The sequence below is a fragment of the Amycolatopsis sp. WGS_07 genome, from assembly GCF_045278895.1.
Taxonomy (GTDB): Bacteria; Actinomycetota; Actinomycetes; order Mycobacteriales; family Pseudonocardiaceae; genus Amycolatopsis.
In genome coordinates, this window is record NZ_CP136053.1 from 3,075,727 (window position 1) to 3,102,194 (window position 26,468).

A 26,468-nucleotide genomic window follows, 5' to 3' on the forward strand; every position below is an offset into this window, starting at 1 on the left:
GAGGCAGTGACGACCGTTCGTACGCAGACGCCGGGGGACGACGCCTCGTCCACTGAGGACGCCCCGACCACCGGAAAAGCCCGCAAGTCCACCAAGGCGCGGGTGCTCGACGTCGTGCGCTGGGTCGCCATCCTGCTGGTGATCGGCTTCGCGGCGAAGAGCCTGGCGTCCAACTGGGACGAGTTCTGGCGCACGCTGAAGGACGTCGCGTGGCAGTCCTCCGCGCTGAGCCTGGTGGCGCTGGTCCTGTCGATCATGGTGTCCACCTGGGGCTGGCAGGTCCTGGTCGACCACCTCGGCAAGCCGATCGGCTACGCCCGCGGCGCACAGATCTGCCTGGTCGGCTCGCTCGGCAAGTACGTGCCCGGTTCGGTGTGGGCGTACCTGCTGCAGATGGAGCTAGGCCGCAAGGCGGGCCTGGCGAGGGCCCGGATCTTCACCGGTTCGCTGATCCAGCTGGGCGTGGGCGTGGTGTCCGCGCTGGTCGTGTCGCTGCTGGCCGCGCCCGCGGTGTTCAGCAACAGCCCGCGGGCGATGTGGCTGTTCGTGCTGATCCCGGTGGGTCTCGCGCTGCTGCACCCGCGAATCCTGACCTGGGGCACCTCGCTCGTCCTGAAGATCCTGCGCCGCCCGCCGCTGGCCGAGCCGCTCGGCTGGAGCGTGGTGTTCAAGACCTTCGGCGCGTCGATGGGCGCCTGGGTGCTGCAGGGCGTGCACCTGTGGCTGCTGGCGAACTCGGTCGGAGCCCCCGGTTTCAACGGCCTGATCCTGTGCGTTGGCGCGATGGCCGTCGCGATGACGGTCGGCACCTTCGCGTTCATCCTGCCCAGCGGCGTCGGCGTCCGCGAGGTAGCCCAGGTCGCGGTCCTCACGGCAAGCGGCCTGACGGTCGGCCAGGCAACGGCCTTCGCGGTCGCCTCGCGAGTGATGTTCACGGTGGCGGACCTGCTCACGGCCGGTTTCGCCGCACTCGCCGCGAAGGTGACCGCCCGACGGCCGGTGCCGGTCGACGCCGCCTGATCTCTTACTGACAAGGGGAGGCCGCCCGGGTTCGGGCGGCCTCCCTTTTTCAGCGGTTCAGATTACGAGGCGAACTTGCACGAGTCCGGTGCGGCGGTCACGTGGAGGTCGGTGTTCCATCCCGATCCGACGGGAGTGCCCGCGCCGTTGGCTGACCAGGAGTCGGTGTTCGGGGAGTACCGGTACCACATCAGGACCGGGCCGATCTTGCCGTCGTACGGGCTCGGGCCGTTGGCACCGCGGCCGTACAGGATGTCAGCGCCGGGCGAGAACATCTCCGAGAAGTAGTTCCAGCCGACGCCGGCCGACTTGTCGCGCTGGGTCCACTTTCCGGAGCCGAAGTCGTAGACGAAGCGGTACAGGTTCCCGGCCGGGGTGCGGGCGTAGATGACGCCGTCGCCCGCGGCGGTGATGGAGTTGAACTTCCCCCAGCCGGTGTCGATGACCTGGCCGACCCCGTTGACCCACCACTTGGTGGCGGTGTCCCAGATGTACACCCGCAGCTGGCCCTGGTCGTCGATCATGAGGATGCGGCCGGCCGAGTCGACGGTGATGCGGTTCTGGTACTCCGGGGTGAGGTACCGCGCCCAGCCGTCGCCGACCTGGTTGCCGCCGCCCCAGCCGCTGGTCGCGTTCCAGGTCCAGAGCCGGAGCGTGCCGCTGGCGTAGTTGTCGCCGGCGCCGAGGTTGCGGTGCACGTCCCAGATGACCCCGTCCTTGCCGGCGACCTGACGGCCGGTCCAGCCGGTGCCGAGCGCCTTCGTGGGTTCGACCCAGCCCGCGCCGCCGTTCGCCGGGTCGCGGTGGACGTAGCGCCAGAACGTGCCGTCCGAGCGAGCGTCCCAGACCGCCGCGCCGTTCGGGCAGCTCACCGGGGCCGGGACGGTGTTCTGCCGGACCCAGTCGGCGAGGTCGTCGACCCGGGCTTCGGTGCTGCCTTCGCGCGTTTCGGTCACCGCGAGGCAGCCGTGCTGCCAGGAGCGGCTGTTCACGGCCACGACCTCGACCTTGTCGCCGACCGTGCGCAACGCCGGGCCACCCGCGTCACCGAGGCAGGTGTCGGAACCGCTGGCTGACGTCACCGCCACCTCGGTGGCATTCACCGAAGAGACGGTGAACGGCGCGATGGACGGTCGTGCGGGCACCCACTCGGTCGCGGTACGGCCGAATCCGGCCAGCTGGAGCGTGTCGCCGCTCGCCGGCGCGGTGGTGGCCAGTGCCACGGGCGTGATCCCGGCAGCGGGCTTCTCAAGCTTTGCCACCGCGACATCGCGGTCGGTCCGGGTGACCACGCGGGTGGCCTTGGCGGTGAACCCGGCCCCGGTGCTGACGTCGACCGCACCGACGCTGACCGTCGCGTTTTCCGTCGGCGCGCCAGTGTCGGTGGGGGTGAGGCAACTGGCCGAGGTGATGACCCACGACGGATCGATCAGTGCGGCGGAGCAGGCTTTCGTGGGAGTGGCGATGCGCGCGAGGTAGCCGGACGTGCCGGCGGGAACGGTGGTCCCGCCAGAGACTGCGTGCGCCGGGGTCGCGGCCAGCATTCCGCCGGTGGCCAAGGTGACGGACAGGATCAGAATTCCGCGGGTTTTTCGAGGCACAGACGTTCTTCCTTCAGTCGAAGTTCGCTCATCGGCCGCGTGCTCGTTGTCGATAGACTGAATGGCGCAATTTTCGATACTGATCGCCCCCTCGACGTCGTAAGTGCGCGGAAATCCATTGATTTCCGCGCACTGTGTCCGCCTGGCTATCGGTCGCCGGGGTCAGGTATTACCCAAGGTGAATGTGATGCGCATCACGAATTGAATTCGTGATGCCTTGCCCGCTGTTCCGGTCAGCGGTAACCGGGTTTGCTCAGCGATTCAGCTGGTAAATGACGGAATCCTGATTGCGGTAAACCTCTTTCAGGAACGGTGCTCCGTCGGAGAGGCCTTGCAGTCCGATCGAGTACTTCGCGCCGGGCTCGGGCCTGCCGAGGATCAGCCAGTGGATGTTCAACCGCTGCACCGCGGCCCGGACCGCAGGGTTCGTTTCGTATTCGCGGAAATGCTTGGCCAGCAGGTCCGCGTCGGACGGCGGGAACATCGGGTCGAAGTGGGCGGCCACGGTCCGCACGCCGGTGAGCGCGTAGGACCACGCGCTGCCGTCGCTGCGGTCGTTCATGACCCATTGGCCGGGCTTGACGAGTTTGCCCAGTTCCTCGATCGCTGTCTGCTCGAGCGGGGTCACCCGCTGGTAAGCGACGTCGTTCTGGTGGAAGCCAGTACGCACGATGTCGCCGTTGGCCTTGGCGTAAAGGCCGTTGCTGGCCGCGACGAAGCCGAGGAACACGACCGCCGAGAGCGCCGCGGTCGCGACGAACCGCTCGCGCACCCACGGCAGCCGATCACGGAGCCAGGCCTGGGTCTCCGCCAGGCCGTGCGCGGCGAGCACGGTCAACGCGAGCGACGCCAGCGTCATGAGCCGCCAGGGGTCGTCCCACCACGGGCGCGAGAGAGCCATCACGAGTCGCGAATCGTCGGAGGACACGACGACGTAGAACAGCCCCGTCACCCCGGCGGAGAGGCCGATCCACCGCATCGCCCCGGCTTTCCGGAAGAAGACGATGCCGAGCAGGAGCGCGATCGACATCCACACCTGCGGATGCGCCTCCAGCTTGTGCTGGAAACCGAGCAGGGCGCCGAGCGCGTCGGTGGCCCGCCATTCGCTCGGCCAGCCCCAGTACGGCACCTGGCTGGTGGCAAGACCGAGCGCGCCGAACAGCTGCAGCCACGCGACGAGCACCGACACCACGGCGATCGGCAGCAGGGCGAGGAGGTCCCGGCCGATCCCGCGCCAGTTCTTGACCCACCGCTGGACGAGCAGCGGTCCGGCGAAGAGGATCCCGCCGAACAAGGTGGACGAATGGACGCACAGCAGCCCGACCGCGGCGAGCACCATCAGGAAGCCGGTGTCCAGCGCGACCCGGTTCAGGTAGCGGTTCAGCGCGACGGCGGCGAGCGGGGTCAGCGCGTTGCCGAGCGCGAACGGCAGCAGCTGCCCGCCGGTCAGCGATTCGTAAATCCCGAAGACCGGGGCGACCGAGACCAGGGCCACCGCGCCGGCCAGCGCGGCCCGTCCGCGGAACTCCCGCACCAGCGCGATCAGCGCGAGCGCGAGCAGAATCGGCAGCAGCAGCATGTTCGCGTCGAGCGTCGCCGGAATGCTCGCTCCGCTGATCTGGTAAATCAAGGCGGAAAGCAGGTGATACGCATTCGGGTAAAACACCGGGAAGGCGTCGCCGTACCAGTTGACGGTCCCGGTGCCGAACAGGCTGCCGTCGCCGGTGTCGGCGATGTAGCGGACCGCGTTGCCGTGGTAAACCGCGTCGAAACCCTGCGGCAGGGCGTCGAGGGTGCCGAGTCCGCGCGTGATCGCGTACATCCCGGCCACTACCGCGATTACCAGGCAAGCGCCGATCGCGAGATGACCGCGCAGGTCCCACAGCTTCGGGGCCGGTTCGTGCGGCCAGCGCCGGACCGTGAGGCGGCGGATACCGAATGCGACGCCCGCGAAAAGTACCGTCGCGATCGCGTAGGTGAGGGTGTTGAACGGCAGGCCCATGGCCGCCGCCCAGGGGCCGGTCAGGCCGCCGATCGCGTAGCTCAGCAGAGGTGCGAGTCCGGCGAGGGTCCACCCGCGCAGTCCTAGGGCGAGACCGGTCAGCAGCCCAGGAACAGCGATCACGACGACAGCAACGCAAACGGCAAGCACGTACCAGACTATGCCTGGCACGGTTGACGTGCGTGCAGGCGGGATGGCGCGACGGGCAGTGCCGGGCTCGCCCTGACATACACCCGAACGGCTGATGTCCGGGGAGCGCGGCCGCGCGCTTGACTGGAACTGGTGAGGAGCAGGTCCGCCAGGGGTCGGCCGGACGGGTGAGGGGCGCGGGAGGCTGGGGGCGCGTGATTTACGCGGTCGTGGGGGGATGGCTGGTGCTGGCCGCACTGGTCGTCGTCGCTTGGCGGCGGATTGGGCAGGATCGGCGGTGGCGCGTCGGGGTTCTTCTTCTCGTTCTCGCGTTTTCGCTGCTGCATCAGTTGTTGTTCGCGACGGTGACGGAAGACGCGTACGTCAGTTTCCGGTACGCGCAGAACATCGCCGACGGCAATGGTCCGGTTTTCAACACTGGCGACCGAAGCGAGACGTACGCGAATTTCCTCTGGCTTGTGGTCATCGCGTTGCCGCGCGGGGCATTTGGCGCGGAAGTGCCGATGTCGGCCGTCGTGTTGAGTGGGGTGGCGGCGTCGGCGTGCGTGGTGGTGGCGTATTTCCTCGCGAATCGCGTCGCGGCACTCGCGTTGCCGGACGGGGTTGAGCCGCGGCGGGCGGTTGGGGTGGCGGCTGCCTTGCTGACCGCGGGGGCGAATGGGCTCGCCGTGTACGGGCTTTCCGGTACTGAGCTGCCGATGTTCGCGTTGCTGGTGCTTTGTGTCGCGTACGCGTTGGTCGTGCGGCGGCCGTTGGTCGCGGGGGTGCTCGTGGCCAGTGCGGTGATGACGCGGCCGGAAGGGCTCGCGCTCGCGGTCGTTGGCGCGTTGTGGCTGGTTTTCGCTGCGGTGCGTGGGCGGCATACCTGGTGGGCGCCGGTGGGGTTTGTGCTGGGCGCGTTGGTGTTTCTCGCGCCGTGGACGGCCTGGCGGATGACGTACTACGACCACTTCACGCCCGAAGTGGTGCTGCCGCTCGGGCCGGATTGGCCGTACCTGGGCGGGTTCGCCTTGGCGCACTTGGGTTTCCTCGTACCCGCGGTGGCGGTCGCGGGGCTGGTGGCGGCCCGGGGGCGCGCGCCGGAAGCACGGTCGGCGTTGTGGTTGTTGCTCGCGCTCGCGGTTGTCCACACCGGATTCGTCGTGTTCTTCGAGGAGGACCCGGGACTTTCGTGGCGGTTGCTCGTTCCGGTGCCGCCGTTGCTGGCGGTCGCGGCGGTGGCGGGGAGCGGCGTCCTCACGCCGGTGCCGAGGCCGAGGGCGGCTTCGCGGGCGGTTCCGGCGGCTACGGCGGCGCTCACCGGGGTCGCGGTGGCGGTTTCGGTGCTCAGTCCCGAGGTGCTGGCGCGCGTGGAGGCTTGGCACACGCAGGGCGCGCAGCTGGCCGAGGTCGGCGACTGGCTTGCGCACTACCTGCCGCGCGGGTCCGTCGTGAGCGCGGGCGCGCCGGGGTTGCTCGCGAGCCGGGCGGGTTCGCAGGTGCTCGTGGTCGGGCTGGACGCGGAACGGTCGACGCTCGCCGTGCCGGGTCGTTCGGGGTACGGGCAGCGCCAGGATTGTGCCGATGACCTGCCCGCCTGGTACCGCGTCGCGACCTTTCACCGGACTGGGACACCGTTCTGGATCTCGGTCTACCCGCGCGCCGAGGACGCGAGCCGGCTCGTCGACGACCTCGACCGGGCCCCGGACTTCCACTACGTGTCCTGCCCCTGAAGTGTGGCGGAGCCGACCCGCTCGACTAAGCGGCGGCTAACCTACGGTCCCGTAACCTGGGTCGCATGGCTGACTTCGTGTACCCGCCCGTCCTGGTCGCCGCGCGGCTGATGTTCCGGCTGCTCGACAACCGTCTCCGGGTGACCGGTGCCGAGCACGTCCCCGCCCGCGGCGGCGCGGTGATCGCCTGCACCCACGTCAGCTACCTGGACTTCATCTACTGCGGCCTCGGCGCCCGCCCGGCGAAACGGCTCGTGCGGTTCATGGCCAAGCAGGAGATCTTCGCCAACCCGGTCGCCGGTCCGCTGATGCGCGGCATGCACCACATCCCGGTGGACCGCGCGGCGGGCCAGGCGTCCTACGACGAGGCGGTGGCGCGGTTGCGCGCGGGCGAGGTCGTCGGCGTCTTCCCGGAGGCGACGATCAGCCAGTCCTTCACCGTGAAGGACATCAAGACCGGCGCGGTCCGGATGGCCGCGGAGGCGGGTGTGCCGGTGGTCCCGATGGCGCTGTGGGGCACGCAGCGGCTGTGGACGAAGGGTCGTCCCCGGGACCTCACCCGCAGGCACGTGCCGATTTCCGTGGTGATCGGCGAGCCGATGCGGCCCGGACCGGACGACTCGTGCGAGGCGCAGACGACGGACCTGCGCGCCCGGATGTCGGAGCTGCTGGAGAAGGCGCAGGCGGAGTACCCGGAGGCCCCGGAGAGCGACGCTGAACGCTGGTGGCTGCCCGCGCACCTCGGCGGCAGCGCGCCGACGCCCGAGGAAGCCGCCGCGCTCGACCGCCGCTCGTGAGCGCCTAGCGCCGCAGCCGCAGCCGCAGCCGGTTGCGGGAGCGTCAGCGGCGGCTGGTCGGCGGTGTTCTTGACCGGGGTGAGGATGCCGATGGCGTAGTCGGCGGGCCGATGTACCGGGGGAGGCGTCGCGGACCAGCGCAACACGAGCACCGCGTGCCGGGTAGGGCGTTAGCGTGACGGCCGTGGCGACGGCGTTCGCACCGCAGCACCTCGGCCACGAATAGGGCAAGCCCGCCCCTGCGCCCCATCTCTCGGCACCACACCCCAGCCCCGCTGAAAGAGCCTCATCGGAGCGCCTAGAACCAGCGCTCCAGCACCTGCGCGACCCCGTCCTCCGTGACCGGTGCGGTGATCTCGTCGGCCACCGCCAGCAGGTTCGGGTGTCCGTTGGCCATCGCGACGCCGTGTCCGGCCCACTGCAGCATCTCGACGTCGTTGGGCATGTCGCCGAAGGCGATCACCGACGATTGGGGCACGTCGAAGCGTTCGGCGATGTCCGCGAGGCCGGTCGCCTTCGTCACGCCGTGCGCGGCTAGTTCGATCAGCCCGCCGGAGGACGAGTACGTGACGTCCACCGCGCCGTCGAGCACCGCGCCCACCGCTTCGGCCATCTCCTCCGACGTCATCCCGCGGCGGCTGACCAGCAGCTTGATCGCGGTTTTCCCGAGGACCTCGGCGCGCGGCGCGATCCGGGTCTCCTCGTCGCCCCACGGGTTGTGGTACTCCGGCTCGATCACGAAATTGCGCAGTTCGTGGTCGACCGATCCGGTGCCGACCCGTTCCGCCGCCAGCCGGCAGCCGGGCAGTGCCTTGTCGAGGGTGGACGCCAGGTCGTGCAGCAAAACCGGGTCGAGTTCGCCGTGGACCGCGACCACCGAATCGGTGCCGATGTCGAGCAGCACCGCACCGTTGGCGCACACCGCGTAGCCGGTGAGGCCGAGCGGGCGGGCGATCGGCGCGATCCAGCGCGGCGGGCGGCCGGTGCACAGCACGAACGGCACGCCGGCGGCCAGCACCCGCTGGACGACCGACACCGTGCGCGGCGTCACTTCTTCGCTGGGGCCGAGCAGGGTGCCGTCGACATCGGACGCGATCAACCGGGGTTTCTCCACCCGTCCCATTCTCCCGGTCGCCGCCCGTTCGAGCGAATGTCAGTGCTGGACGTTACGGTCGGCCTCGTGCGAGCAGGCATCGTAATTCTTCCCGAAGACCGCTGGTGGGCGGCCGAGCCGAAATGGCGCGCGGCCGAGGAGTACGGCTTCGACCACGCGTGGACCTACGACCATCTCGGCTGGCGGTCGCTGGTCGACGGCCCGTGGTTCTCCGCCGTGCCCACCCTGACCGCGGCCGCCATGGTCACCTCCACGATCCGGCTGGGCACCTTCGTCGCCTCTCCGGTCGCTCGGCACCCGGTGCCGTTCGCGCGCGAGCTGATCACCCTGGACGACGTGTCCGACGGCCGGTTCGTGCTGGGCGTCGGAGCCGGCGTGGACAGTTCGCGGTACGACGCGCAGGTGCTCGCCGCGCCGGAGCTGACCGCGCGGCAGCGGGTCGACCGCTTCACCGAGTTCGTCGAGGCCCTCGACGGGCTGCTGATGACCGACAACTTCGACTTCTCCGGCGAGTACTACTCCGCGCGCGGCGCGCGGAACCTGCCCGGCACGGTGCAGCGCCCCCGGCTGCCGTTCCTGGTCGCGGCCAACGGCCCGCGCACCATGACGCTGGCCGCGCGGTTCGGGGCGGGCTGGGTCACCACTGGGCGTGGCGGGGCGACTCTCGACGAGTGGTGGACCGGGATCGGCGAGCTGGTCCGCACCTTCGACCAGCGGCTCGAAGCGGCCGGGCGCGAACCGGCAAGCATCCAGCGGCACCTGAGCCTGGACGCGGCGCCGGTGTTCTCGCTCAGCAGCGTCGCGGCGTTCCGCGAGGCCACCGAACGGGCCCGTGAGCTGGGCTTTACCGACGTCATCGCGCACTGGCCGCGGTCGAGCGGGCCGTACGAGGGGCACGAGTCGGTGCTGGAGAAGGTCGTCGAAGAAGTGCTGCCGGGTTTGAAGGCCGAATGAACCCTCGTGACCGCGGCCGGGGAGGCCGCGGTCACGAGAGGTCACCTGATGATCGTGTAGATCTGCGCGCCGGGGTTGTCGTAGACGAGGCGGAGGAAATCGCTGCCCCTGAGGTCGCGAAGCCCCGGCGAGAGCGGCGCGCCCTTGGCGATCGAACCGCTGCCGACCAGCACGTGGTGCACGTTCAGCCGGCGCACCGCGTCGCGAACCCGCACGTCCAGGTCGTAATCGCGGAAGTGCAGCGACAGGTACGTCGCGTCCGGCGAGACCGGGCCGCCGCCGTCGTAGTGCCCGGCCACCGGGTGCACGCCGGTCAGCGCGTACATCCAGGCCGTGCCGTCCAGCCGGTCGTTCAGCACCTTCTGGTCGGCCGGGATGTGCATCCGGCCGAGGAAGTCCATGGCCGCGATCTCGTCCGGGCTGACCGGCGGCGTGACCTCGCCCTCCGGCCCGTTGTAGTACAGGAACGACACCGCGGTGGCGTTCGCGGTGCGGTAGAAACCGCCGGTGAGCACGGCGGTCACGGCCACGACGACCGCCGCCGCCGCGATGCCGAGCCGCGACACGATCTGCGGCCGGGCCTTCGCCCAGGAAATCGAGCGGATCAGCCGCGCGATCCAGCGCTGCAGTTCGGCCATGCCGTGCCCGGCGAGCAGGCACAGCGGGATCGCGGCGAGCGCCATCAGCCGGAACCGGTCGTTCCACCACGGCCGCGACAGCGAGATCACCAGCGGCGACGCGCCGTAGGACGTGACCAGCACGAACAGCCCGGACAGCCCGATCGCGGACAGGATCAGCCAGCGCATCCGGCCGAGCGTGCGGAAGCTCAGCACGCCGACCACGAGCAGCACGGTGAGCCACAGCTGCGGTTTGTGCAGCACCTGCTGGAACGTGCCGAGCATGTTCAGCGCGGACAGGACCGGCAGGTCCGAATTCCACGGCTGATACGGGTACGCGCCGGAGGTGAAGCCGATCGCGCCCAGGATCTGCGGCGCGGCGAACACGACCGCGAACACCATCACCGGCACTGTGCGCACGATGTCGCCGCCGATCACGCGCAGCCCGCTGCGTCCTTCGGGCACACCGTCCACGCGAAGCCGGCGAAGCGACCGGTACCAGCGCTGCAGCACCAGCGGAGCCGCGAAGAGCACCCCGCCGAACAGTGCGCTCGAGTGCGCGGTGAGCAGGCCGTCCGCGGTCAGCGCGAACACCAGGCCGGTGTCGACGCCCGGACGTACGAGGAAGCGTTGCAGCGCGACCACCGTCAGCGGCGTGAGCACGATGCCCAGCGCGTACGGCAGCAGGCCGCTCGACACCGACTCGTACGCGCCCGTGGTGGCAGCAGCGGCGATGAGAGCCGTGCAGCCCGCGAAGACCGCACGGCCGCCCATCTGGCGGACCAGCGCGACCATCGACAGCGCGAAGATGCCCGCGACCGGCATGGTGATGGCGTTCAGCGTGACCGGGATGCTGGTCCCGGAAATCTGGTACACCAGTGCGCCGACCAGGTGATATCCGTTCGGATAGAACGATCCGTCCGGGTACCAGTTGATCTTGCCCATGCCGATGAGCGAGCCGTCGCCGGTGTCGGCGATGTAGCGGATGCCGTTCGCGTGGAAGACGGTGTCCCAGCGCTGGAAGACCGCCGTCGTCCCGCCGCGCGCCGACAGCACCACGGCGATCGACAGCGCCGTCGCCACCACGACGCACGCGGCGACCGACCACTGCGCGCGCGTGCTCCAGACGACCGGAGGCTCCTCCGCGCCGGGTTTGATCCAGCCGCGGATCAGGCAGAGCCGGCGGATCCCGTACGCGACCCCCGCCAGCAGCAGCGTGCAGGCCGCGGCGGTGAAGACGTTGTACGGGAGGCCGACAGTCGACAGCCAGGGCCCAGCCAGGCCGGTGACGGCATAGCTGAGCAGCGGCGCGAGCCCGGCAAGGGCCCAGCCGCGCACTCCCGCGGCCCGGCCGATGAGGCCGCCCGGGACTGCCAGCACGGCCAGGTAGCTGGCGACCGCGCCGAGATAGGTCCAGAAGGTGTCTGGTGCAGGCATGCTTCTCACGTGTGTAGTGCCGGTAAAACCTGGCGGGATGCCGAGGTCGGTTCGGGACGCGGTCGCGCGACTGCGTACCCTGAGCGCCCGTGAGCGAGCACACGAACTCCGCCAAGATTACTGAAGACGACTTTCGCGGTTACGACCTCGTCGTCGTCGGGTCCGGTTTCTTCGGCCTGACCATCGCCGAACGGGCCGCGGCCGAGCTGGGCAAGAAGGTCCTGGTCCTCGAGCGCCGCCACCACCTCGGGGGCAACGCCTACTCCGAGGTCGAGCCCGAAACGGGCATTGAGGTGCACCGTTACGGCGCGCACCTGTTCCACACGTCCAACAAGCGGGTGTGGGACTACGTCAACCGCTTCACCGAGTTCACCGGCTACCAGCACCGGGTCTTCGCGCGGGTCAAGGACCAGGTCTACTCGTTCCCGATGAACCTCGGCCTGATCAACCAGTTCTTCGGCAAGTCGCACACGCCGGACGAGGCGCGCGAGCTGATCGCGAAGCAGGCCGCCGAGTTCCGGACCGAGGACGCGCAGAACCTCGAGGAGAAGGCGATCTCGCTGATCGGCCGCCCCCTCTACGAGGCGTTCATCCGCGGGTACACCGCGAAGCAGTGGGAGAACGACCCGAAGAACCTCGGCACGAACATCATCAACCGGCTGCCGGTCCGCTACACCTTCGACAACCGGTACTTCAACGACACCTACGAGGGTCTGCCGGTCAACGGGTACACCGCGTGGCTCGAGAAGATGGCCGAGCACGAGAACATCGAGATCCGGCTGAACGTCGACTACTTCGACGTGCGCGAGCACATCCCGGCGGGCACCCCGACCGTCTACACCGGGCCGCTCGACCGCTACTTCGACTACTCGGCGGGCCGGTTCACCTGGCGCACCGTCGACTTCGAGTCCGAGGTCGCGCAGACGGGTGACTTCCAGGGCACCTCGGTCGTCAACTACAACGACGAAGAGGTCCCCTACACCCGGATCATCGAGTTCCGCCACTTCCACCCGGAGCGGGACTACCCGAAGGACAAGACCGTCATCTTCCGCGAGTACTCCCGTTTCGCGAAGGAAGACGACGAGCCGTACTACCCGATCAACACCGCCGAGAACCGCGAGAAGCTGGAAAGCTACCGCGAGCTGGCGAAGACCGAGGCGCGCGAGAAGAACGTGCTGTTCGGCGGGCGGCTTGGCACGTACAAGTACCTCGACATGCACATGGCGATCGGGTCGGCGCTCTCGATGTTCGACAACAAGATCGCCCCGCATCTCACCGAAGGTGCGCCTCTCGACGGGTCGATCGATGCTTGAGAAGGACACCCCGCGCGGTGAAGTGGCCGTGCTCTCCAGCACCCAGAAGGTGCTGAAGAAGCCGGGCACGGTGCAGGTCGCGCGGGGAATGTCGCTGTTCGGCGAGCACAGCGCGGGATGGTTCGCGCTGGGCTTGCTCGGAGCGGCGGTGGACCGCGACCGGCGCAAGGACTGGCTGGTCGCGTCGGCCGGAGTGGTGGGCGCGCACGCGGCGTCGATCGCCGTGAAACGCGTCGTGCGGCGGTGCCGTCCGGACCATCCCAGCGTGGAGGTTCTGGTCGGCACGCCGAGCAAGCTGAGCTTCCCGTCGTCGCACGCGACGTCGACGACGGCGGCGGCGGTGCTCTACTCCGGATTGACCGGGCGTAACCTGGTCCCCGCCCTGGTACCGCCGATGCTCGCCTCGAGGCTGCTGCTCGGCGTTCACTATCCGACAGACGTTCTGGCCGGAGCCGCCCTGGGAGGCGTCGTCGGCGGTCTGATCCGACGGAAGCTGACCAAGAAGCGATGAGCGAAACGACCGACGAGCGAACCGAAAACGCGTCCGGTACGGCCGAATCCGCGGAAGCGAAGGAATCGGCTGCCGAAAAGACCGACGCGGCCGAGGAAACCGAGACGGCCGGCAAAGCTGACAAGGCCGAAAAGGCCGAGGCTCCGGCTTCGGCCCCGGCCGCCCCGGCCACGACCGCTGGCCCGAGCCCGGTGGGACTCGTGCTCGGGGTCATCAAGACCGCGCGCCCGAAGCAGTGGGTGAAGAACGTCCTCGTCTTCGCGGCGCCGTTCTTCGCGTTCTCGAAGGCGACGAACCGGACCGAGCTGGTCATCGACGCGCTGATCGCGTTCGTGGCGTTCTCGCTCACCGCCTCGTCGGTCTATCTGATCAACGACGCCGTCGACGTCGAGGCCGACCGGGCCCACCCGACGAAGCGCAACCGCCCGATCGCGGCGGGCATCGTGCCGGTCCCGGTGGCCTACGCGTCCGCCGTGGTGTTCTTCCTGGCCGGCCTCGCCGTGTCGTTCGCCGCGGACTGGCGGCTGGCGATCGTGCTGGCGGTCTACGAAGCCGTCCAGCTCGGCTACTGCTTCGGCCTGAAGCACCAGCCGGTGGTGGACCTGGCGATCGTCGGCTCGGGCTTCCTGATGCGCTCGGTGGCGGGCGGTGTGGCAGGCGGCATCGCGATGTCGCAGTGGTTCCTGCTGGTCACGGCGTTCGGCTCGCTGTTCATGGTGGCGGGCAAGCGGTACGCGGAGATCATGCTGTTCGAGCGCACCGGCGCGAAGATCCGGTCCTCGCTGAAGAAGTACTCGGCGAGCTACCTGCGCTTCGTGTGGGCGACGTCGGCGGCGATCCTGATCATGTCGTACTGCCTGTGGGCGTTCGAGATCCGGCAGGCCGAGCACAACTCGGTGTGGGCCGTCGTGTCGATGGTCCCGTTCGTGATCGCGGTGCTCCGCTACGCGGTCGACGTGGACGGCGGCAACGCCGGCGCGCCCGACGAGATCGCTTTGAAGGACCGCGTGCTGCAGGTGCTCGGCGCGACCTGGGTCGTGACCCTGTTCCTGTCGTTCTACCTGTGAACGGCGCGCGGATTTAAACAGCTGGGATTCAGCTTCTCCACAGCTACGACGGTCACCCTCGGGGGTGGGAGCCGGGATCGCCCGCCTCCCACCCGCGCAGCCCGGAGGACCGACGATGAACGACAACGAGCACCCCTCGCCTGGCGAGCCCGCCGGGCAGGAGCCGACTGAGCAGTTCGGCCGGACCGGGGACTTGGGTGCGGCTTCTTCCGGCGGGGAATCCGCTGGTCAGCCGGATGCTTCCGCGAAACGGCCTGGGGCGGCTGCCGAACAGCCCGCTCATCCGAGCCAGCCCGCGTCGGCTGCTGAGGCCGGTAAGCCGAATCAGCCGAGCGAGGCCCCGCCCGCCGCCGCTGCCGAACAGACCGCTCAGCAGCCAGCTCAGCCCGGCCCATTCGCTCAGCCCAGCCCGTGGGGCATGCCGCTGCCGCCGCGCAAACAGGGCGGCTTCCGACGCTTCCTCGGGCACCGAGCGACGCAACTGGTCGCGGTGGGAGTCCTGGGCCTCGCGGTGGGCGGCGGCATCGTCGGCGGCGTCATGGCCGCGACGAACCACCACTCCGGCCGCCCCGGCATGAGCCAGCACCAGGGCGGCCACCGCTTCAACGACGGCGGCCCCGGCCAGCACCACCGCATTCCGGACGGTCAGGACAACGACGGCCCACGGTTCGGCAACTGATCGGCCGGGTATTTCGGGCAGAATCCGTACCCGCTAGACCTCACTCGGCCAGCAGCGCCGGGTACAGGACCGTCGGATGCTTGGACAGCCCGGCCTTCGCCGCCGCGCTGTCCGCGTCCGCGACGATCTCGATTTCGCCCGCTTCCAGGCCGTCCAGCGCGGTGCGGATGACCTCGGCCGGGTCGTTCTTCGGGATGTCGAAGCTCGCCACCATGTCGGTGTCCGTGCTCGCCATGACCAGGCCGCTCACCAGCGTGCGCTGCGCCAGCAGTTCCAGCCGCACCGCGTTGGTCAGGCTCCACGCCGCTGCTTTCGACGCCGCGTAACCCGCCGAGCCCGGATAGGTCGTCCAGGACAGCGCGGACAGGACATTCAACACCGCGCCATCCTTCAATCCTGGCGCGAATGCGCGGATCATATTCAGCGGGCCGAAGAAATTGGTCTCCATTTCCCGGCGGATCTCCGCCAGATCGCCGGTCACCAGGTCGGTGAAGGCGGCGATACCGGCGTTGTTGATCAGCAGGTTCACGTCGGGTGCGGCGGCCGCGGCGGCGGCGACGGAATCGGGGTCGGTGACGTCCAGCGGCAGTGGCACGGCACCGTCGATCTCGACGGGGCGGCGTGCGGTGGCGTAGACCTTTGCCGCCCCACGGTCCAGCAGGGCGCGGACGAAATGGGTGCCGAGCCCGCGTCCGGCACCGGTGACCAGTGCGGTTGCGCCTGCGATCTGCATGAGGATTCTCCTAAGGAAAGCCGGGTGGAACTACGGCTATCCTGGATCCTGACGTCAATGTCAGGTTCTCGTGTTTGTGGTGCGGATCACGGAGGCTCGGATGCGGATCGGCGAGGTGGCGGAGCGAGCTGGGGTCAGCGTGCGGTCGCTGCGCTACTACGAGCAGCAAGGGCTGATCGAGGCGACGCGCACGTCCGGCGGGCAGCGTCGCTACGGCGAGGACGCCGTGTCGTGGGTGGGGCTGATCCAGCAGCTCTACGCGGCCGGGCTGTCCAGCGCGACGATCCGTGAGTTGATGCCGTGCCTGCACTCGGGCGTCAGCACGCCGGAATCGCGGGTTCGGTTGCGGGCGGAGAAGGCCCGGCTGGATGAGCACATTTCCGGCCTGGAACGCACTCGCGAGCGGCTGGAAGCGATGATCGAATTGGCGGAGGCGCCGAATCCGCATTGCCCGGTCGTGCTGCGTTAGAGGGCGGCGAAGGTGTCGTTGAGGATCTTCACGATCGCTCGCGGGGTGCCGGAGATGAGTTCGGTCCGGCCCTCGGTTGTCGGGTAGGTGAGGATCCGGCCGGAGCGCACGTCGGCGGCGAGGATCGGGCCGCCGGTGAGATGGCGGCCGTTCGCGCGGCGGGCGACGTAGAGGTGGTGGGTGGCGTCCGCGGGCTGGTTGAGCGTCGACGCTAGATATTCGTGGCTGTTGGTTTCGTCGAACGGGTCTGGGGTCGCGGTGTCGGAAGTTACCGAGACTGAGCGAACCGGTGCGCCGGGGATTTGCGGAAGGGTGCCGAAAAGCGTCGTGGCCAGCCGGGTCGGCGCGGTCGGCCGGATTTCGACCAGGCCGTCTTGCGCGGATACCAGAATCGCGGCTTGTTCTCGTTGCGCGACTATGACAGTTCGCTGGATTCCGCCGCGCAATGCGGACCAGGCGAAGTACTCGCGTTCGGCATCGGCGAGCACTTGCAAGGTGTCGCGCAAATGCGCGGAGGGCGCGTCGTTGTCGGCCAGGCCGAGTTTGGCGAGAAGAGCGATGGTGGCGGCGTGAAGTTCGCGGTGCGCGCCGGTTTTCACCCAGACCCGCTTCGCTCGCAGCATCGGATGCTGTTCTCCGAGGTCGAGCATGTCCCAGACGGCCGAGAGTGCTTCGACAGGCAGGGTCACCGTCTGATCGACGTCCTCCCGCACCTGCGCCCCCTGGCTTTCGCAATCGGCTGCCATTAGCACGGTAGCCGATTGATTACCCGTGCGGTGTCTGCAATTGAGAACGAGTCGGGCGGTTATCGGAAAGCTGTCGTCGGTAAGACGTAGACGCTATAGGCATAAATGTTCTGATCATTACTGCTCTGGCGTCGGCGGCGGTAGACGTGTGTGATTAAGCGACGATGGCCAAGCCTCCGCTCTCCGCCGCGACTCGCACTGTTGGCGAACGCGTGCGCGAATTTCGCAACGACGCGGGGCTGAGCCAGGAACAGCTGGCCGAACTGGCCGGCGTGCACTGGACGTTCGTGAGCCAGGTCGAACGCGGGCTGCGCAACATCAATCTGCACAATCTGCTCAAATTCGCCGACGGTCTCGGGGTGAACCCGGCCAAACTGGTGGACGGGCTGCGGCCGCCGTCCGACGACTAGTCCACTATGGACGGCCGGAGCAGCCGGCGAAGAGTGCCCTCGCGGATCAGCAGGATCTGCGTGATCACCTGCAGCCCGACGAAAAACGCGATCGACAGTCCGGCATCGAGCGCGGGGACGTCGTCGACCGGCAGCGTGTAGGCCATGCCGATGCTCAGTCCACTGTGGACCAGCGAGCCGACGCCCCACACCACGGTCAGCGTCCGCCACACCCGGCGGAACGACGGGCGCTCCGCCCACGCCGAGTCCAGCCGGGAACCGCGGCCGGGCAGCAGGGCGCGGGCCGCTTGGTAGGTCGTCGGGTACTGGCCGATGACCATGCTCGCGAGCAGCCAGACGCCCGCCAGCGTGCTGAACCAGGCACCGCGCACGAGCATCAGCCGGGCGTCGCCGGTCATCAGCGTGGTCGCCAGGCCGACGGCGAGGAACATCAGGACGAGCAGGCCGATTCCGTCCACGCGACGCCGGGTGACCAGCGCGTACAGCACGCGCAACGCGGGCGGCAGGCCGCTCAGCAGCAGCGCCCACACCGGTGAGACGTCGAAGGCCCGAAGCAGGTAATAGCCGCCGACGGGCGCGCCGAGGTCGATCAGCAGCACGGCCAGCGACGAGCGGAATTCGTTCCCCATGCCCCGAGTTTCGGCGCGCTGGGCACCCCGGGGCATCGTCGAGCCGGTCAGCCCGGCATCCACCGATCGGTGGACGCCGGGCCGGGAAACCTCAGACCGGCAGCTTGCGGAAGATCGGCCGCGGCACGTGCCGCAGGATCGACATCACGAGCCGGAATTCCGAAGGCGACCACACGAGGTCTTTGCCCTTGCGCGCGGCCTCGACCGCGACGTCGGCGACCTGCTCGGCGGTCCGGGTCAGCGGGGCGTCCTTCATCCCGGCGGTCATCTTGGTCTTGACCTGGCCGGACCGGACGACGGTCACCTGCACGCCGTGCGGCGCGAGCGCCTCGCCGAGGCCGAGGTAGAAACCGTCGAAACCGGCCTTGCTCGAGCCGTACACGAAGTTCGACCGGCGGACCCGCTCGCCAGCCACCGACGACAGCGCGATGACCTTGCCGTGGCCCTGGGTCTTGAGCTTCTCCGACAGCGCCACGCCGACCGACACCGCGGCGGTGTAGTTGACCGTCGCCAGCTCGACCGCCTTGGCGTGGTCCTGCCACAGCTCCTCGGCCTCGCCGAGCAGGCCGAACGCGACCACCGTGACGTCGATGTCGCCGCCGGAGAACGCCTCGTCCAGAACCTTCGGGTGGGACGCCAGGTCCTTCGCGTCAAAGGCCACAGTGGACACTTCGGCCCCGCGATCCTTCAGGCGCTGCGCGGCTTCCTCCAACCGCGGCGAAGGACGGCCGGCCAGCACGACCCGCAGCGGCTTCTCCGCGAGGTACTTCTCCGCGATCGCCAGCGCGATGTCGGACGTGCCGCCGAGCAGCAGCAGGGACTGGGGGTTACCGACCGCGTCGATCACAGTGCGAGCCTCCGGCTCATGTCAGAGGCGAAAACGCCTTCGGGGTCAACGGAAGCGCGCACCTTGCGCCACTCCTCCAGCCGCGGGTACATCTTCGCGAACGTCTCGGCCGAGGTGCGCGAGTCCTTCGCGGTGTAGAGGCGGCCGTTCGCGGACAGGACCATCTCGTCCATTTCCTCGCAGAACCGGCTGAGCCCGTTCTTGATCGGGAAGTCCACGCTCAGCATCCAGCCCGGCGCGGGCCAGGACATCGGGGCCGGGTTCGCGTCGCCCATCCGCTTGAACACGTTCAGGAACGAGTAGTGCCCGGACCGCGAGATGGCCCGGCAGATGTCCTTGAGCTGGTCTTCCGCGCCGAACGGCACGGAGAACTGGTACTGCAGGAAACCCTTGCTGCCGTACGCGCGGTTCCACTCGCTCAGCATGTCGAGGGGGTGATAGAACTGCGTGAGGTTCTGGATCTTGCCGCGTGCGCCCTTCTTGGGCACCGTCTTCTGCCACAGCTCGTTGATCAAGCCGAAGGTGAGCTTGTTGCCGAGTCCGTTGGGGAACACGTCCGGCAGCGTCAGCAGCTGGGGCGCGTCGAACTTCAGCGGGTTGGCGCGCAGCTTCGGCGGCAGCTGGTCGAGCTTCGCGAGCGAACCGCGGGAGAACGTGGCGCGGCCGAGGCGGCTGTCGGACGAGATCAGGTCCGGCACCGACATCGAGTAGTCGTAGTTGAGGTCTGAACCGTCGGTGAAGAGCCCGAGGGTCTCGTCGAGGTTCGAGGTGCGGTCGGCGTCCACGTAGAAGTACGCCGTTTCCGTCTTCTTCATCCGCACGGTGGCCCGGACGATGATCCCGGTGAGCCCGATGCCCGCCACCGTCGCCCAGAACAGCTCCGAATCCGGGCCCTCCGGGGTGAGCGTGCGCACGGATCCGTCGGCGGTGAGCAGGTCCATCGACACCACGTGGTTGCCGAAGGTGCCCTCCGAGTGGTGGTTCTTGCCGTGGATGTCGTTGGCGATCGCGCCGCCGATCGTCACCTGGCGGGTGCCCGGCAGGACCGGGACCCACAGGCCGTACGGCAGCGCCTCGCGCATCAGCTTGTCGAGGCTGACGCCCGCGTCGAGGTCGACGAGGCCGGAGTCCGGGTCGATCGAGTGGATGCGGTCGAGCACGGTCATGTCGACGACCAGGCCGCCCGCGTTCTGCGCCGGGTCGCCGTAGGAGCGGCCGAGGCCGCGAGCGATGACCCCGCGCGGGCCTGCGGAGGCGACGGCGCGGGCGATCGTCTCGACGTCGCGCGTGCTCAGCACGTCGGCGACCGTCCCGGCGGTGCGGCCCCAGCCGGTGAGCGTGCGGCGCTGTGTCTGCGGTGCTTGGGTCACGCGGACCAGGGTAGCCACGCCGAACACCGCCCGGAACGTGACCCTGAAGTGCTCGCTTCTACACTTTGCGCATCAAGGCACAAGCGTCCGAGCGTCGAAGTGGGTAATACGGACACTGACGCAATAGGCCGAGAAGGTATTCCAAGTGGTGGCTACAGAACCGCAGAGTGACCAAACGCAGCCGGTGCCCGCGGGCCCCGGACTGCTGGGACAGCTGATCCGGTTCGCCGTGATCGGCGGCTTCTGCGCCCTGCTCGACCTGGGCACATACTCGCTGCTGCGCGCGATCGGCATGGACGCCACCCCGTGGGTGGACATCGCGCGCGCGATCAGTTTCATCGTCGGCACGACGACCGCGTTCTTCCTGAACCGGCGCTTCACGTTCGCCGACGGGCGGCGGGACGGGAACGCCCAGGTCGGCAGCTTCGTTCTGCTGTACGCCGTCACCTTCTTCGTGGCCGTCGGCGTGAACCAGCTCATGCTGCACGTGCTGCCGGAGTCGGGCTGGAAGGCCACGCTGGCCTGGGTGGTGTCCCAGGCAACGGCGACTGTGATCAATTTCGTGATGCTCAAGTGGGTCGTGTTCCGTGTACGGCCGGTAAAGGAGAACTGAGTTCGATGCCCGGTAAAGCAGCCCCGGTCGCGGAGGCGGCCCCCGCAGGTGAGACGCGGTTCGCCGAACACGCCCCCGAAGGCAGGCTCACGGCACAGCGCGGGCTGTACGCCGGGCCGGCTCCGATCGTCAGCAAGGACATGTACGCCGAGGTCGTGCAGGGCAACGCGCAGCGCGAACGCGGCAGCGTGACGCTCGAGCCGTCGGCGAAGGTCACCGGCAACACCTACTTCGGCCGCTTCCCGGCGAGCTACTGGCAGCGCTGGACCACGGCGACCGAGGTGAAGCTCGAAGCGGTCGTCACCGGCGACGGGCTGCTGTCGCTCGGCGCGTCCGACATGCTCGGCGACGCGCGAGTGGTCGACGCTCAGCAGGTGTCCGGCGGCAAGGGCGTCAAGGTCGAGCTGACCGGCAAGCTGGACAAGTTCCACGACGGCGGCGCGCTGTGGCTCGACCTGGAGACCGAGGGCGGCCAGACGCTGCGGGTCGAGCAGGTCCGCTGGACCGTCGACGCGCCGGAGACGATCCGCCCGACCGCGGTCACCATCTGCACGATGAACCGCGCCGACGACTGCCTGAAGAACCTCCAGGCGCTCGCCGCCGACGTGTCCTCGCTCGACACCCTCGACGCCATCTACGTCGCCGACCAGGGCACCGACCTGGTCGAATCGCGTGAAGGCTTCGAGCAGGTCGCGAAGGACCTCGGCGAGAAGCTGCACTACATCAAGCAGCCGAACCTCGGCGGCGCGGGCGGCTTCACCCGCGGCCTGTACGAGGTGGCCGGGCACACCGCGACCGAGCACGCGAACGTGCTGTTCATGGACGACGACGTGCTGCTCGAGCCGGACCTCGTCGTGCGCATGACGGCGTTCTCCAACCGCTCGGCCAACCCGATCATCGTCGGCGGCCAGATGCTCAACCTGCTGCACCCGAACCAGCTGCACGTGGGAGCCGAGTACGCCCGGCTGAACACGCTGGAGCCGGGCCAGCCGGTGCAGCACTCGCTGTCCACCGCCGACCTGCTCGGCGTCGACGACGAGGGCAACCCGAACCGCCAGGAACGCCGCCTCGACGCCGGGTACAACGGCTGGTGGTCGTGCCTGATCCCGTACGAGGTCGTCAAGGCCATCGGCTACCCGCTGCCGTTCTTCTTCCAGTGGGACGACGCGGAGTACTCCTACCGGGCCCGCGAATACGGCTTCCCCACGGTGACCCTGCCGGGTGCGGGCGTGTGGCACGCGGACTTCCACTGGAAGGACTGGGACGAGTGGCACCGGTACTTCAACCTGCGCAACTCGATCATCACCGCCGCGCTGCACTCGCCGTTCAACCTGAACCTGCTCTCCCGCGTGCTGATGGCGCAGCTGGTGCGCTACCTGCTCGGCATGCAGTACGGCCTCTCCGCGACGCTGATCAAGGCGGTCGAGGACTTCCTGGAGGGCCCGGAGATCCTGCGCGACGGCGGCGTCGAGGCGATGAAGGAGATCCGCCGGATCCGCGACGCGTACCCGGAGACCAAGCGGCACAAGGCCACTGACGTCCCGGGCATCGCGTCCAACGACATCGGCATCATCAACAGCGCGCCGCGGCCGAGCATGCAGCGGCTCGTGCTGATCAAGCGCATCCTCGACAAGGCCCTCGGCCGCAGCCGGTTCGGGCTGGGCGCGGTGCCGGTCGACGAGGCGCACTGGTGGCACATCGCGCTGTTCGACACCGCCGTGGTCACCGACGCGTCGCAGGAAGGCGTGCGCGTGCGCACCTACGACAAGGTCAAGATGTTCGACCTCGCCAAGCGCGGCGCGAAGGTGATCAACCGGCTGCGCAAGGAAGGCGCGAGCGTGCAGGAGCAGTACAAGCGCGCGATGCCGGAACTCACCTCGCGCGAGAACTGGAAGCGGCTGTACGAGCTGTGATCGTTTGAGCCAAGTGCAGGAAGGGCGTCTCGCGTTAGGCGAGACGCCCTTTTTGTCTTTTTAGGTAGCTTGGTTTCATGGCCGATCTGGTTGCCCGTGCTCGTGCGCTCGCCGATGACCTGTTGTTTCCCTCGGCCGCCGAGGTCGACCGGCTAGGCGTGGTGCCCCGGTCGCATTTCGATGCGCTCGCCGAGGAAGGGTTCTACGGTCTCGCCGCGCCCGATTCCGGCGCGGACCTGGACCAGTTGGTCGGCGTGATCGAAGCGCTGGCCGGCGGGTGCCTGAGCACCGCGTTCACGTGGCTGCAGCATCACGGTCTCGTCGCCGGGCTCGCCGCGACGGACCGCGCGGATCTGCGCGAGCGGTATCTGGCGGACCTGATCAGCGGACGGCTGCGCGCGGGCGTCGCGTACGCGGGCGTGATCCCGACGCCGCCGCGAGTGCGGGCAGAGCGCGTCGACGGCGGCTTTCGGTTCGACGGCGAAGCGCCGTTCGTGAGCGGTTGGGACGCGATTGACCTGCTGCAGCTTTCCGGCCGCGACGGGGACACGATCGTCAACGCCCTGGTGTCGCCGATCGTCGGGCACAGCCTGGTCGCCGAGCCGCTGACGCTCATGGCCGCACAAGGCACGGCCACCGTGCGGCTGAAGCTAGACAACCACTTCATTCCGGACGAATCGGTTTTCGCTCAGGTCGGTTACGACAAATTCGTGGCTGGCAATACGTTCGCGGCGCGGCTCAACGGATGCGCGCCGCTTGGTCTCGCCGAGCGTTGTGCTTGTTTGCTTGAGGCCGCTGGCGAGGGCGAAACCGCGAAGGCGCTTCGGTCCGAACAGGACGAAATCCGCCGCCGCCTCAACGCTGGTCTCGCCGACCCGGCCACGCTTCCGGCCGCCCGCGCGGCCGGTGCCGACCTGGCGTATCGGTCGGCGGGTGCGGTCGCGGTGGCGACCGGCAGCCGGGCGGTGCTGGCCGGGGCACACGCTGGCCGGCTGGTGCGCGAGGCGACGTTCCTCCTCGTGGCCGCGAGCAGGCCGGAGATCCGCGCCGGACTGCTCGCCCTCGCCCGGCGCTAAACGGAAAGGCCGAATTTTCCCTTCCGGCTCAAATCGTCCACATAGGCCGCTGCCACGTGGACGAAATTCACCGAAACAGTGTTGCCGTCCCGGGTTTCCAGCGAGTGAACGCCACCGTGTTTCAGGAGGTCGGGGAGTTTTTCTTGCACTGCCTCGGAACTGTCGGCGGTCAGCGGGAAGATCAGCGGCTCTCCGCCTGCCGAAAGGTGCAGGACCAGGGCTGGTTTGGGATCTGCCATGCCCTCCATGGCAGCAGCGGGTGATCATCGGCAGCAAGAGCGGTTCGCCGACAGCGGATCCGCTCACAGCGGAAGGGCGCTAGACGGTTTCGGCGATGCGGTCGGCGACGGTGCGGGGTTCGCGGCCGAGAAGCTCGGCCAGCAGCGGGCCTGATTCGGCGAAAAAGCCCGCGCGGGTGGCCTGATACCAGGTGAGCATGAACCGGGCCGCCTGCTCCGGGACCCCGCTCGCGATCTGTTCGGCAACCCATTGCTCGTCGTCCAGGACGACGCGGTTGATGGTGCGGCCGGTGAGTTCGGACGCGATCCTGGCGAAATCGTCGAACGTGACGGCAGTCGGAGCAGCGAGGGTGACGGGGCCGTCGACGGAACGGCCGCCGGCGAGGAGGGCCGCAGTGGCTTCGGCGATCTCTGCCCGGTCGGTGTACGGGACGGGGCCGTCTTCCGGCTGAGCGATCTGGCCGGTCTGCTGCCACGGGCCGAGCACCTGGTCGAGCGGGCCGTAGGCACCGTTGCGCAGTGCGGTCCAGGCAGCTCCGGAGTCGCCGAGGATCGCCTCGGTGGCGAGGTGGAGGTCTGACGGCCCGTACGGGTTGTCGGGGGCGGCACCGTGCTGGCTCGTGTAGATGATCCGGCGGGCACCAGCTTCGACGGCTGCTTCAATGGCGCGTTTGTGCAGGCTGACCAGGTCGGCGGCCGGGTCGTTGCCGGAGATCAGCAGGACCTGCTCGGCACCGGTGAACGAGTCGCCAGGGTTCTCGTAGGAGCCCTGCCGCACACGCACGCCACGGTCGGCGAAGTGCTGCGCCTTGGCGGGGTCGCGGACGCTGACGCCGATCTGGTCGGCGGGTACGCGCTTGAGGAGGTGCTCGACGGTGGCACTGCCCAGCCCGCCGGTGGCACCGGTGACAACGATCATTTCTTCCTCCGGGACGTAAGTTGACTACATGGGTCAACTTCTCTTGCTCTCGACTGTAGGTAAGATGACTAGGGGAGTCAACTTATGGAGGAGCGCGGTGCCCGTGGAATCCCGGCTTCGTGCCGACGCCAGGCGCAATTCCGAACAGATCCGAACCGCCGCGATCGGCGCCTTCCAGGGACGGGGTCTGACGGTTCCGCTGGAGGAGGTCGCCAAGGCGGCAGGCGTCAGCAAAGCGACGATCTTCAACCGATTCGGTGGTCGAATCGGCCTGATCGAGGCGGTGATCGAAGAGGTCGTCGCGACGGAGCTGTTCGCGGTCATCGACCACGCGCGGGCCATCGACGACACCGGCGAGCGGATCGCCTACTACCTCACCGCGCTGCGTGACCTCCAGTACCGCCAGCCCGCCGTCAACGACGTCCTGCTGCAGACCTATCCGAACTCGCCGCAGCTGATGGAGATCTGCCGGGTCGGCGGCGAGGCCAACGAGGAATTCGTCGCGGCGGCGCGCGCCTCCGGTGCGCTGCGGCCGGAGTTCACGGCGGGCGACCTCCACGCGTTCGTCGTCGACACCGCGCTCGCCCTCAAACACGGCGAACGGCCTCCCCAAGACGCCTACGACCGCCGCACCACTTACTTCCTGGACGGAATCCGAGGACCTCGGAGCCGATAGCCGCGACCCTGCGGAGTGGACTACGGTTTCGCCGGGGAGAGACCGGATTTAGGGGTGGGTCGTGCCGTATACGTTCACGCTGTCACCGGCAGCGGTGGATCTCCTGCTGGCCGAACTCGGGCTCGGCCGCGCGCCGGTGCCGTTCGTGGTGCCGCACATCGGCATCACCGGCGAGGAACGCCGTGCGGTGCGCGACGCCGTGCTGCGCGACCTCGACGGACGCGGCCTGCTGCGGCGCGGGACCGTCGACGACGACGTCCAGATCGCGCTCGCCACGTTCGTCCAGGCCGGTATCGCGGTGTCCGCGGCGGCGAAGCTCGGCGACGAGCAGCTGTTCGCGCGGGTCGCGTCGAACGGCCAGTTCGCGGTGCTCGTGTGCCAGCGGGACGGGATGTTCGTCTTCGAGGAGGTCCGGCCGACCGGCATCATCCCGGCGATCGTCGACCTGCTGCCGCTCACGCCCGCCGCACCGGGGCAGTCGGTGACCGTCGCGCGGCCGTCGAAGCAGCCGGTCCGGGGCGACGCGTACGACCCGTTCGCCGGGGTCAGCGGTCCGCGCACGCACAATCCGCAGCTCAGGGCCGTTCAGCGGATCTTCGAGAAGCCGCGGCTGGCGGTCGGCCAATTCACGCCGTACGTCCGCGACGGCAACGGTCACGAGCGGGCGCTGCCGTCGCTCGCCTGGTTCGACACCGAACTCGGCCGCTACCTGCTCAGCACCCGCGATTCCAGCGACGGCAACCGCTGGCTCACCTACGCCCCGGCGGATAATGCCCGTCTGGCCCAACAACTGTTCACCCAGCTTGAAGGCTATTCGGCAAACGCCTGACCGGAGCGGCTCGCGTCGGTAAACT

Annotated in this window: 26 protein-coding genes; 15 read left to right on the forward strand and 11 right to left on the reverse strand. The window is 68.8% G+C overall.

Annotated elements, in window-relative coordinates:
* The first annotated feature begins 6 nt into the window (after positions 1–6).
* Complete coding sequence (locus tag RPX00_RS14465; protein ID WP_406640043.1) at positions 7–1,020, forward strand: YbhN family protein; 1,014 nt, start codon at positions 7–9, stop codon at positions 1,018–1,020.
* 62 nt (positions 1,021–1,082) lie between these two features.
* On the opposite strand, the gene RPX00_RS14470 is transcribed toward RPX00_RS14465, so the two are convergent.
* Both RPX00_RS14470 and RPX00_RS14475 read right to left on the reverse strand, forming a co-directional pair.
* A complete protein-coding gene (locus RPX00_RS14470; RefSeq protein ID WP_406640044.1) occupies positions 1,083–2,621 on the reverse strand; it encodes a tachylectin-related carbohydrate-binding protein in 1,539 nt (512 codons plus the stop codon).
* A 253-nt stretch (positions 2,622–2,874) separates the two neighbouring features.
* The gene (locus tag RPX00_RS14475; RefSeq protein WP_406640045.1) at positions 2,875–4,746 is read right to left on the reverse strand and encodes a DUF6541 family protein; all 1,872 of its coding nucleotides are present in this window, start codon (positions 4,744–4,746) and stop codon (positions 2,875–2,877) included.
* Between the two features lie 221 nt (positions 4,747–4,967).
* Here RPX00_RS14475 and RPX00_RS14480 point away from each other — a divergent pair, with 221 nt between their 5' ends.
* Together RPX00_RS14480 and RPX00_RS14485 are read left to right on the forward strand one after the other, a co-directional pair.
* Positions 4,968–6,485: a hypothetical protein gene (locus RPX00_RS14480; RefSeq protein WP_406640046.1), complete on the forward strand. Its 1,518-nt coding sequence runs from the start codon at positions 4,968–4,970 to the stop codon at positions 6,483–6,485.
* 65 nt (positions 6,486–6,550) lie between these two features.
* Positions 6,551–7,282, forward strand: a complete 732-nt coding sequence (locus tag RPX00_RS14485; protein WP_406640047.1) for a lysophospholipid acyltransferase family protein — start codon at positions 6,551–6,553, stop codon at positions 7,280–7,282.
* A 298-nt stretch (positions 7,283–7,580) separates the two neighbouring features.
* Here the strand turns inward: RPX00_RS14485 and RPX00_RS14490 are convergent, their stop codons facing one another.
* Positions 7,581–8,405, reverse strand: a complete 825-nt coding sequence (locus tag RPX00_RS14490; protein ID WP_406640048.1) for an HAD family hydrolase — start codon at positions 8,403–8,405, stop codon at positions 7,581–7,583.
* 57 nt (positions 8,406–8,462) lie between these two features.
* On the opposite strand from RPX00_RS14490, the gene RPX00_RS14495 reads away from it, so the two are divergent.
* Complete coding sequence (locus RPX00_RS14495; RefSeq protein WP_406640049.1) at positions 8,463–9,350, forward strand: LLM class flavin-dependent oxidoreductase; 888 nt, start codon at positions 8,463–8,465, stop codon at positions 9,348–9,350.
* Positions 9,351–9,391: 41 nt separating this feature from the next.
* On the opposite strand, the gene RPX00_RS14500 is transcribed toward RPX00_RS14495, so the two are convergent.
* Positions 9,392–11,404, reverse strand: a complete 2,013-nt coding sequence (locus RPX00_RS14500) for a DUF6541 family protein (RefSeq protein WP_406640050.1) — start codon at positions 11,402–11,404, stop codon at positions 9,392–9,394.
* 89 nt (positions 11,405–11,493) lie between these two features.
* On the opposite strand from RPX00_RS14500, the gene glf reads away from it, so the two are divergent.
* The 4 genes from glf (at position 11,494) to RPX00_RS14520 (ending at position 14,974) form a co-directional block, all read left to right on the forward strand.
* Entirely contained in the window at positions 11,494–12,717 is a 1,224-nt protein-coding gene (glf, locus tag RPX00_RS14505; protein ID WP_406640051.1) for a UDP-galactopyranose mutase, read from the forward strand.
* On the forward strand, positions 12,710–13,228 hold the full coding sequence (locus RPX00_RS14510; RefSeq protein WP_406640052.1) for a phosphatase PAP2 family protein: 519 nt from the start codon (positions 12,710–12,712) through the stop codon (positions 13,226–13,228). The genes glf and RPX00_RS14510 overlap by 8 nt, the downstream gene beginning before the upstream one ends.
* Positions 13,225–14,295 carry a decaprenyl-phosphate phosphoribosyltransferase gene (locus RPX00_RS14515; protein ID WP_406640053.1) on the forward strand — a complete coding sequence of 357 codons (1,071 nt, stop codon included), beginning with the start codon at positions 13,225–13,227 and terminating at the stop codon, positions 14,293–14,295. The genes RPX00_RS14510 and RPX00_RS14515 overlap by 4 nt, the downstream gene beginning before the upstream one ends.
* Positions 14,296–14,410: 115 nt before the next feature.
* Positions 14,411–14,974, forward strand: a complete 564-nt coding sequence (locus tag RPX00_RS14520) for a hypothetical protein (RefSeq protein ID WP_406640054.1) — start codon at positions 14,411–14,413, stop codon at positions 14,972–14,974.
* A 40-nt stretch (positions 14,975–15,014) separates the two neighbouring features.
* Here the strand turns inward: RPX00_RS14520 and RPX00_RS14525 are convergent, their stop codons facing one another.
* Positions 15,015–15,707 carry an SDR family oxidoreductase gene (locus RPX00_RS14525; protein ID WP_406640055.1) on the reverse strand — a complete coding sequence of 231 codons (693 nt, stop codon included), beginning with the start codon at positions 15,705–15,707 and terminating at the stop codon, positions 15,015–15,017.
* A 100-nt stretch (positions 15,708–15,807) separates the two neighbouring features.
* On the opposite strand from RPX00_RS14525, the gene RPX00_RS14530 reads away from it, so the two are divergent.
* Positions 15,808–16,176 carry a MerR family transcriptional regulator gene (locus RPX00_RS14530; protein ID WP_406640056.1) on the forward strand — a complete coding sequence of 123 codons (369 nt, stop codon included), beginning with the start codon at positions 15,808–15,810 and terminating at the stop codon, positions 16,174–16,176.
* On the opposite strand, the gene RPX00_RS14535 is transcribed toward RPX00_RS14530, so the two are convergent.
* Positions 16,173–16,889, reverse strand: a complete 717-nt coding sequence (locus RPX00_RS14535) for an ESX secretion-associated protein EspG (protein ID WP_406640057.1) — start codon at positions 16,887–16,889, stop codon at positions 16,173–16,175. The two genes, RPX00_RS14530 and RPX00_RS14535, sit on opposite strands and share 4 nt — an antisense overlap.
* A gap of 245 nt (positions 16,890–17,134) precedes the next feature.
* Here RPX00_RS14535 and RPX00_RS14540 point away from each other — a divergent pair, with 245 nt between their 5' ends.
* On the forward strand, positions 17,135–17,332 hold the full coding sequence (locus RPX00_RS14540) for a helix-turn-helix domain-containing protein (RefSeq protein ID WP_406640058.1): 198 nt from the start codon (positions 17,135–17,137) through the stop codon (positions 17,330–17,332).
* On the opposite strand, the gene RPX00_RS14545 is transcribed toward RPX00_RS14540, so the two are convergent.
* From RPX00_RS14545 to RPX00_RS14555, 3 genes are all read right to left on the reverse strand, one after another.
* Complete coding sequence (locus RPX00_RS14545; RefSeq protein ID WP_406640059.1) at positions 17,329–17,961, reverse strand: VC0807 family protein; 633 nt, start codon at positions 17,959–17,961, stop codon at positions 17,329–17,331. The genes RPX00_RS14540 and RPX00_RS14545 overlap by 4 nt on opposite strands.
* 91 nt (positions 17,962–18,052) lie before the next feature.
* Positions 18,053–18,808 carry a decaprenylphospho-beta-D-erythro-pentofuranosid-2-ulose 2-reductase gene (locus RPX00_RS14550; RefSeq protein ID WP_406640060.1) on the reverse strand — a complete coding sequence of 252 codons (756 nt, stop codon included), beginning with the start codon at positions 18,806–18,808 and terminating at the stop codon, positions 18,053–18,055.
* Positions 18,805–20,178, reverse strand: coding sequence for an FAD-binding protein (locus RPX00_RS14555; protein WP_406640061.1), 1,374 nt, complete (start codon positions 20,176–20,178; stop codon positions 18,805–18,807). Before RPX00_RS14555 ends, RPX00_RS14550 begins: the two co-directional genes overlap by 4 nt.
* A gap of 145 nt (positions 20,179–20,323) precedes the next feature.
* Here RPX00_RS14555 and RPX00_RS14560 point away from each other — a divergent pair, with 145 nt between their 5' ends.
* The 3 genes from RPX00_RS14560 to RPX00_RS14570 all read left to right on the forward strand — a co-directional run bounded on the left by RPX00_RS14560 (position 20,324) and on the right by RPX00_RS14570 (position 23,780).
* On the forward strand, positions 20,324–20,791 hold the full coding sequence (locus RPX00_RS14560) for a GtrA family protein (RefSeq protein ID WP_406640062.1): 468 nt from the start codon (positions 20,324–20,326) through the stop codon (positions 20,789–20,791).
* Positions 20,792–20,796: 5 nt separating this feature from the next.
* A complete protein-coding gene (locus tag RPX00_RS14565; RefSeq protein WP_406640063.1) occupies positions 20,797–22,704 on the forward strand; it encodes a glycosyltransferase in 1,908 nt (635 codons plus the stop codon).
* A 77-nt stretch (positions 22,705–22,781) separates the two neighbouring features.
* The gene (locus RPX00_RS14570) at positions 22,782–23,780 is read left to right on the forward strand and encodes an acyl-CoA dehydrogenase family protein (RefSeq protein WP_406640064.1); all 999 of its coding nucleotides are present in this window, start codon (positions 22,782–22,784) and stop codon (positions 23,778–23,780) included.
* Here RPX00_RS14570 and RPX00_RS14575 read toward each other — a convergent pair.
* Positions 23,777–24,019 (reverse strand): hypothetical protein, encoded by a 243-nt coding sequence (locus tag RPX00_RS14575; RefSeq protein ID WP_406640065.1) that lies wholly within the window; start codon positions 24,017–24,019, stop codon positions 23,777–23,779. The genes RPX00_RS14570 and RPX00_RS14575 overlap by 4 nt on opposite strands.
* A gap of 79 nt (positions 24,020–24,098) precedes the next feature.
* Positions 24,099–24,938 (reverse strand): NAD(P)H-binding protein, encoded by an 840-nt coding sequence (locus RPX00_RS14580; RefSeq protein ID WP_406640066.1) that lies wholly within the window; start codon positions 24,936–24,938, stop codon positions 24,099–24,101.
* A 97-nt stretch (positions 24,939–25,035) separates the two neighbouring features.
* Here RPX00_RS14580 and RPX00_RS14585 point away from each other — a divergent pair, with 97 nt between their 5' ends.
* Both RPX00_RS14585 and RPX00_RS14590 read left to right on the forward strand, forming a co-directional pair.
* A complete protein-coding gene (locus RPX00_RS14585; RefSeq protein WP_406640067.1) occupies positions 25,036–25,614 on the forward strand; it encodes a TetR/AcrR family transcriptional regulator in 579 nt (192 codons plus the stop codon).
* Positions 25,615–25,675: 61 nt separating this feature from the next.
* Complete coding sequence (locus RPX00_RS14590; RefSeq protein ID WP_406640068.1) at positions 25,676–26,443, forward strand: ESX secretion-associated protein EspG; 768 nt, start codon at positions 25,676–25,678, stop codon at positions 26,441–26,443.
* The last annotated feature ends 25 nt before the right edge of the window (positions 26,444–26,468 follow it).

Bases quoted from the DNA above. Each gene is read 5' to 3' on its own strand.
- RPX00_RS14515 (WP_406640053.1), top strand. From the start codon at position 13,225: ATGAGCGAAACGACCGACGAGCGAACCGAAAACGCGTCCGGTACGGCC.
- RPX00_RS14485 (WP_406640047.1), top strand. From the start codon at position 6,551: ATGGCTGACTTCGTGTACCCGCCCGTCCTGGTCGCCGCGCGGCTGATG.
- RPX00_RS14545 (WP_406640059.1), bottom strand. From the start codon at position 17,961: ATGGGGAACGAATTCCGCTCGTCGCTGGCCGTGCTGCTGATCGACCTC.
- RPX00_RS14575 (WP_406640065.1), bottom strand. From the start codon at position 24,019: ATGGCAGATCCCAAACCAGCCCTGGTCCTGCACCTTTCGGCAGGCGGA.
- RPX00_RS14570 (WP_406640064.1), top strand. From the start codon at position 22,782: ATGGCCGATCTGGTTGCCCGTGCTCGTGCGCTCGCCGATGACCTGTTG.
- RPX00_RS14490 (WP_406640048.1), bottom strand. From the start codon at position 8,405: ATGGGACGGGTGGAGAAACCCCGGTTGATCGCGTCCGATGTCGACGGC.
- RPX00_RS14510 (WP_406640052.1), top strand. From the start codon at position 12,710: ATGCTTGAGAAGGACACCCCGCGCGGTGAAGTGGCCGTGCTCTCCAGC.
- RPX00_RS14520 (WP_406640054.1), top strand. From the start codon at position 14,411: ATGAACGACAACGAGCACCCCTCGCCTGGCGAGCCCGCCGGGCAGGAG.
- RPX00_RS14500 (WP_406640050.1), bottom strand. From the start codon at position 11,404: ATGCCTGCACCAGACACCTTCTGGACCTATCTCGGCGCGGTCGCCAGC.
- RPX00_RS14525 (WP_406640055.1), bottom strand. From the start codon at position 15,707: ATGCAGATCGCAGGCGCAACCGCACTGGTCACCGGTGCCGGACGCGGG.
- RPX00_RS14565 (WP_406640063.1), top strand. From the start codon at position 20,797: ATGCCCGGTAAAGCAGCCCCGGTCGCGGAGGCGGCCCCCGCAGGTGAG.
- RPX00_RS14530 (WP_406640056.1), top strand. From the start codon at position 15,808: ATGCGGATCGGCGAGGTGGCGGAGCGAGCTGGGGTCAGCGTGCGGTCG.
- RPX00_RS14580 (WP_406640066.1), bottom strand. From the start codon at position 24,938: ATGATCGTTGTCACCGGTGCCACCGGCGGGCTGGGCAGTGCCACCGTC.